The 4,907-nt window shown below is 62.7% G+C and carries 9 protein-coding genes; all 9 read left to right on the top strand.

Going from position 1 to position 4,907, the window contains the following annotated elements; translation table 11 throughout:
* Positions 1-169: 169 nt before the first annotated feature.
* A complete protein-coding gene (locus tag IE92_RS0116240; RefSeq protein ID WP_030149546.1) occupies positions 170-349 on the top strand; it encodes a hypothetical protein in 180 nt (59 codons plus the stop codon).
* The gene (locus IE92_RS0116235) at positions 327-614 is read left to right on the top strand and encodes a hypothetical protein (RefSeq protein WP_156027653.1); all 288 of its coding nucleotides are present in this window, start codon (positions 327-329) and stop codon (positions 612-614) included. Before IE92_RS0116240 ends, IE92_RS0116235 begins: the two co-directional genes overlap by 23 nt.
* A complete protein-coding gene (locus tag IE92_RS0116230; RefSeq protein ID WP_030149544.1) occupies positions 611-934 on the top strand; it encodes a hypothetical protein in 324 nt (107 codons plus the stop codon). Before IE92_RS0116235 ends, IE92_RS0116230 begins: the two co-directional genes overlap by 4 nt.
* A complete protein-coding gene (locus tag IE92_RS0116225) occupies positions 931-1,314 on the top strand; it encodes a hypothetical protein (RefSeq protein WP_030149543.1) in 384 nt (127 codons plus the stop codon). Before IE92_RS0116230 ends, IE92_RS0116225 begins: the two co-directional genes overlap by 4 nt.
* Positions 1,311-2,156, top strand: coding sequence for a YqaJ viral recombinase family protein (locus tag IE92_RS17615; protein ID WP_051702076.1), 846 nt, complete (start codon positions 1,311-1,313; stop codon positions 2,154-2,156). Before IE92_RS0116225 ends, IE92_RS17615 begins: the two co-directional genes overlap by 4 nt.
* Positions 2,156-2,824 carry a hypothetical protein gene (locus IE92_RS17610; protein WP_030149541.1) on the top strand — a complete coding sequence of 223 codons (669 nt, stop codon included), beginning with the start codon at positions 2,156-2,158 and terminating at the stop codon, positions 2,822-2,824. The genes IE92_RS17615 and IE92_RS17610 overlap by 1 nt, the downstream gene beginning before the upstream one ends.
* A complete protein-coding gene (locus IE92_RS0116210) occupies positions 2,805-3,203 on the top strand; it encodes a hypothetical protein (protein ID WP_156027651.1) in 399 nt (132 codons plus the stop codon). Before IE92_RS17610 ends, IE92_RS0116210 begins: the two co-directional genes overlap by 20 nt.
* A 359-nt stretch (positions 3,204-3,562) precedes the next feature.
* Positions 3,563-3,922, top strand: a complete 360-nt coding sequence (locus tag IE92_RS18815) for an HNH endonuclease signature motif containing protein (RefSeq protein WP_211250808.1) — start codon at positions 3,563-3,565, stop codon at positions 3,920-3,922.
* Positions 3,923-4,716: 794 nt separating this feature from the next.
* Positions 4,717-4,907, top strand: a 191-nt coding sequence (locus tag IE92_RS16990; RefSeq protein ID WP_043322434.1) for a hypothetical protein, incomplete at its 3' end; no start/stop codon positions are given.

Below are 4,907 nucleotides of genomic sequence, written 5' to 3'. Positions count from 1 at the left end.
GCATGACCGGGGATCGTCCGGATCCGAAGCCGTCCGGTGCTGTCCCGCATCCGTCGGAGGATCTGGTGCCGCACGAAATGTCGGTGTGGTGGACCGTGGGCACGCTGGTCACGATCGGTGTGTGTGCCGCGGTGTTCGCGGGCCTGTGGTTGTGGGAGGTGTTGCACGGATGAACCGGCATCAGTTTTTCGTGACCGCGTTGGCGGCATTCCTCGTCTCGGGTGTGGTCGAGACGGTTATTCATGGCGCGCCGGCAGGGGTCACCTTGTTGTGCGCGTTCCTAGTTTTCGGCGGCATCGTCGCCATTTTCGTAGAGGAGGGGCGCAATGCCCACGACAACGGTTCGTAAACAGGTGGGGTTCCGAGCCCGGAACGGTGAAGAAACCTGGCCCGGGCATCCCACTGATACCCACGTGGTTTATGGCGGGCGTGCCTGGCATTTGGGCGGGTTCAACGAGTTCGATCAGGAGCCGCACGCGGGTGAGGTTGCCGCGCTGCGGAAGTTCTACCGGGAGCGCATGGCCTCGATGGGTGTTACCTTCACGGACGCTCTGACCATCGTGACCAGACAGGTGATCGTGATCGAGCTGGACTCGGAGGTACGTGCAGCATGACCACTCTTGATCTGCTCGAACGAGCCCACGCACGCCTGGCCGAGCTTCGGGATGCCGCAGTGCCCGGCCCCTGGACGATAACTATCGAGGGGCACATCGACGGGGACGACCGCTATGTGGCCACCGACGGGTATGTGGACGGCATCGACACCGGCTCGGTTCCCCTCGTCGTCGCCTTGCACCGCACCATCGACGCGCAGCTCGCCCTGATCGCCGACATGATCGAACGGTATCGACCGGTGCCGGATTTCAAACCGGTCGCGCCCACCGCGATCATGTGTGTCGCGCTCGCTCGCGCGATCCTCGGGGAGGAAGCATGACCCGGAACCGTGCCAGTGCGAAGAAAGCCGGGACATCGTTTGAGCGGGCGCAGGCCGACTGGCTGGCCGCCCGCCTGGACGACGACCGCATCGACCGCCGAGTGAAGTCCGGCGCGAAAGACCGCGGCGACATCGCCGGGGTTCGCACCATCCGTGGCGGCCGCGTCGTCATCGAGTGCAAGAACACTGCCACGTTGGCGCTCCCGGCGTGGCTGCGGGAAGCCGAGGCTGAGCGCGGAAACGACGACGCCATTATCGGGGTCGTCATGCACAAGAAACGTGGCACCGCGGATCCCGCAGAACAGTACGTGACCATGACCGCCGAGACGTTCGCGCGTCTCCTCGAAGGCGGCGGAGATTTTGAAAGAGGCATCGCATGACCTACACAACCCTGGACAACGCAAACCGTGAAGAGTGGCTCGAGCAGCGCCGCACCGGGATTACCGCGACCGATATTGCTCGGCTCCACTACGGCGGCCCGGCCGCATGGGAGGCCGTTCGCGCAGAGAAGGAAGGCCACGATGGGGACTTCCACGGCAACCGATTCACCGAATGGGGCAAAGCCCGCGAATCGGAAATCATGGGGCTTGTGAGTTTCGGTTTCGATGTGGAGCCGAACGACAAGCTGTGCGTTTACGGCGGCGATGAGCCGTGGCTGGCAACCCCTGACGGGCTGGGTGCCGGGCGCAATGCCGAGGTGAAAACTACCGTGAAGGATTGGGAACCCACCATCGACGGGATCCCGAAGAAGTACCTGGCTCAAGTCGATTGGTCGCAGCTGGTTACCGGCGCGACCGAGACGGTGTTCGCGTGGGAGCCTCATGAGAACTTCGTGCCTGGCCAGATCCGAACCATGATCATCGAACGCAACGAGGATCGCATCGCCGAGCTGGTGGAGACTGCGCACCGGTTCTTGGCGTTCATGACTGAGGATCGCACCCCGGGCGAGTTTGACGACCTGATCGCCGCCTACGTGGTACAGGATGCGGTGGTGAAGGAAGCCACAGCCGAACTCGACGCGATCAAGCAGCAGATCAAGGATCGTGCCGGGGACCGTGCGGTGTCGGCGAAGTCCCCGTTTGGTTCTATCTCGTACGCGACTCCGAAGCCGCGGGTGGCGTTTGACTCGACTGGGTTCCGGAAGGATCACCCGGAGATCGCCGCCGAGTACATGAAGGAATCCCCGGCGTCCGCGCCTGTGCTGAGAGTGACGGTGAAGTGATGAGTGGTGCGGAGAGCGTTTCGGTGGGCCTGGCGCGGCTGCGTGAGCCGTTCCTGCCGAACGAGATCAACACGCTGCCCAAGCCATTCTCGAAAGATTCGAAGAAGGCTAATTGCCCTCAGTGTGGCGGCTACCATGGGATGCCCGCGGCGCACCTCGATTATGTCGGGCACGCTGCTCTTACTAACCGGCTCCTGGAAGCCGACCCGCAGTGGACGTGGACGCCTCTCGCGCTGGGGCCGGATGGGCTGCCGAAGTTCGACAGCACGGGCGGGCTCTGGATCAAGCTCACGATCTGTGGTGTCACCCGCCTCGGATACGGGGACGCGCAAGGCAAGTCTGGGGCCAACGCGATCAAGGAAGCAATCGGTGACGCGCTCCGAAACGCTGGCATGCGGTTCGGCGCGGCTCTGGACCTCTGGCACAAGGGCGACCCGCTCGAGGTCACCACTGACGAGGACGCGCCTATCGCGGAACCGATCGTGTGGACGGACCTGATCGCAGCGGCAACCACGGTTCCTCAGCTGACCGAGATCTACAACCGTGCGAACACCGTCAACCAGCTGACCGATCCGGTGATGCTGGCGCTGAAAGCTCGAAAGGCCGAGGTCCTGGCCGAAGCGCCGCAGGATGTGAGTGGAGATGCCGATGTTCCCCCGGCAGAGTAGCGAGATCGCGGCGCTCGACAGCGGGGAGATCATCGACTACGAGCCGGTGTCGCTGCCGCAGCTTGAGCATGAAATCCTCACACTGTCGCGCCGTCTCGATGCGTCGATTGATGTGATCAAGCATCTGTGGGAGGAGCGTTACCGGACGGAGCGCGAGCTGATCCAGGCTCGCGCTCTGGCGGTAATGAAGTCGACCCGGCCGACCGTCATGGAGAAACGGGCGGAGGCCGATCTGGCGACGTTGGAACTGCGCCGCGTGCACGACGACGCCAAGGCCACGTTGCACGCGGCTGAGGAGCTACAGCGGGCGCTACGTGCACGGCTATCGGGTATGCAAACGCTGACCCGGTCCATCCCCGCGGCGATTGGTGCTCAGTAGCTCCTTGACGCTCGGATCAAACGTTGGCGTAGTAGTCCCGCCATGCGTCGTCTTCCTCATCGGTCAAGGCGAGGAAACCGTCCTTGCGGTCGGACCAAATCCAAGCGGAATCCGCCATGCTCGGGTCCGGGTGATTGACCAGGTGAAGGGTTTCTCCGGTCTCGGGATGAAGCTTCGTTGAGGGCGGGCTAATTGGCAAGTTATCTCCTGTCTTGTCGGGGAAATCCCCTATACCACATTTTACATCTAGTTGCTCGTTCTGTTCCGTACGCCAACGCCAACGATGTTTTATATGCCGCTGAATAGCGGCTTTTCTTATGCCCAAGGAGGGCCGAATGATTGGACAGAGAGCGCCCGCGTTGACGCCGGCGCAGGAGCGGGCCGCGTACAAGATCGTGACCGTACGTGATGAAACGTGTGTGCGTTGTGGCGGGCACGGGGTGACACGGGATCACAGACAGAACCGGCAACGCGGCAACACCCGACCCAGCAACCTGCAGGGCCTGTGCGGTACCGGGACGACCGGCTGCCACGGATGGAAAACCGCAAATCCGGAAGCCGCCCGCAACACCGGGTTCGCGGTTCCCCGATTCGCGGACCCGGCGGAATGGCCGGGCCTCCGACTGCAGGACGGGCACCCGATCTGGGTGCTTTACGACGATGCCGGCGGCTGGGTGGAGATCACCCCGTCCGAGGCGAAACACAGGATCGAGGGGTGATGGACACGTATTGCCGCTGTGACGGTTACTGGGATCCGGTGGCGCAAAAGATCGTGCGAGTGGATTGCTCGCGCTGCGCGTTTCCCGGGCATGTAGAGACAGAAAAGGAGGAAGACGTTGGCCTGGTTCAAGGTTGACGACGGGCTGCACGCGTCACGTAAGTTGCTTAGTATCCCGCGCACCGTTCGACTATCAGCGCTTGGCCTCTGGACCATCGCGGGCTCATGGAGCGCTCATGAGGAGCTGGACGGTTTCGTGCCTGACTTCATGGTTAAAGAGTGGGGAGGCACTCCTCGTCTCGTGAAGGCTCTTGTTGAGGCTGGTCTTTGGGAGGTCGTGGAGGGCGGTAATCAGTTCGGTAAATGGGCTGAATATCAGCCAACTCGTGCGGATCTTGACGCTGCTCGGGAGTCTGAACGGGTGAGGAAAGCGGAGTACCGGAGGCGAAAAAAGGACGAAAGTGTCCCACCGGATGTCCCACCGGGACAGACGGAGGGACACCAGTGGGAGTCCGGACACCCCGACCCGACCCGACCCGACCCGACCCGACCCGACCCCTTTCCTAAAGGAAAGGAGGGGGGCACCCCCACCCCGTTCTGCTCGAATCATCCATTCGGTACCGACGATCCGTGCCGGGCCTGCGGTGACGCACGCAAGGCGTGGAAGGCAGCCGGGGAACCGGTCACGCCGCCGCCGCCGAGCGTGCCCAACCGTGGCGAACCTATGTGTAACACCCACACCAACTATCCGTTGCCGTGCTTGCGCTGCGCCGAAGAACGAGAGGAGGCCGCAGCATGAAGAAACCCAAACTCCTAGACCTGTTCTGCTGTAGCGGCGGGGCAGGCATGGGATATCACCAAGCCGGGTTCGACGTCGTCGGAATCGACATCGACCCACAACCCAGATATCCGTTCGAGTTTCACGAATCGGACGCGCTCAAGTATCTGCTCGAGCATCACACCGAGTTCGACGCGTTCCACGCCTC

Origin of the sequence: Mycetocola saprophilus, from assembly GCF_000718085.1 — a bacterium.
Taxonomy (GTDB): Bacteria; Actinomycetota; Actinomycetes; order Actinomycetales; family Microbacteriaceae; genus Mycetocola; species Mycetocola saprophilus.
The sequence above is the reverse complement of the archived record's forward strand: the minus strand, read 5'-3'. Positions and strand labels throughout refer to the sequence as shown.

What these genes read in the sequence shown, in the direction of transcription:
- IE92_RS0116230 (WP_030149544.1), top strand. Translation starts at nt 611, where the DNA reads ATGACCACTCTTGATCTGCTCGAACGAGCCCACGCACGCCTGGCCGAG.
- IE92_RS17610 (WP_030149541.1), top strand. Translation starts at nt 2,156, where the DNA reads ATGAGTGGTGCGGAGAGCGTTTCGGTGGGCCTGGCGCGGCTGCGTGAG.
- IE92_RS17615 (WP_051702076.1), top strand. Translation starts at nt 1,311, where the DNA reads ATGACCTACACAACCCTGGACAACGCAAACCGTGAAGAGTGGCTCGAG.
- IE92_RS0116240 (WP_030149546.1), top strand. Translation starts at nt 170, where the DNA reads ATGAACCGGCATCAGTTTTTCGTGACCGCGTTGGCGGCATTCCTCGTC.
- IE92_RS0116225 (WP_030149543.1), top strand. Translation starts at nt 931, where the DNA reads ATGACCCGGAACCGTGCCAGTGCGAAGAAAGCCGGGACATCGTTTGAG.
- IE92_RS0116235 (WP_156027653.1), top strand. Translation starts at nt 327, where the DNA reads ATGCCCACGACAACGGTTCGTAAACAGGTGGGGTTCCGAGCCCGGAAC.
- IE92_RS0116210 (WP_156027651.1), top strand. Translation starts at nt 2,805, where the DNA reads ATGTTCCCCCGGCAGAGTAGCGAGATCGCGGCGCTCGACAGCGGGGAG.